The sequence below is a fragment of the Paraburkholderia sp. SIMBA_027 genome (assembly GCF_046535315.1).
In the GTDB taxonomy this organism is placed as follows: Bacteria; Pseudomonadota; Gammaproteobacteria; order Burkholderiales; family Burkholderiaceae; genus Paraburkholderia; species Paraburkholderia tropica.
In genome coordinates, this window is sequence record NZ_JAWRWY010000514.1 from 1 (window position 1) to 274 (window position 274).

At 59.1% G+C, this 274-nt stretch carries 1 protein-coding gene; it reads left to right on the top strand.

Features of this window, described 5'->3' with window-relative positions; translation table 11 throughout:
• Nucleotides 1-274 (top strand): citrate/2-methylcitrate synthase (locus tag SB764_RS40040; RefSeq protein ID WP_410866754.1); only part of this gene is annotated, 274 nt, incomplete at both ends.

Sequence of the window (274 nt, forward strand, 5' to 3'; positions counted from 1 at the left end):
ATCCGCAAACTGTACGGCCAGACCGGCAAGTTCACGTACGACCCGGGCTTCATGTCGACGGCGGCCTGCAATTCGGCGATTACGTACATCGACGGCGACAAGGGCGAGCTGCTGTACCGCGGCTACCCGATCGACAACCTCGCGGAAAACGCCGACTTCCTCGAAACCTGCTACCTGCTGCTGAAGGGCGAGCTGCCGAACGCACAGCAGAACACGGAATTCGTGGGCACCGTCACGAAGCACACGATGGTGCATGAGCAAATGCATTTCTTCT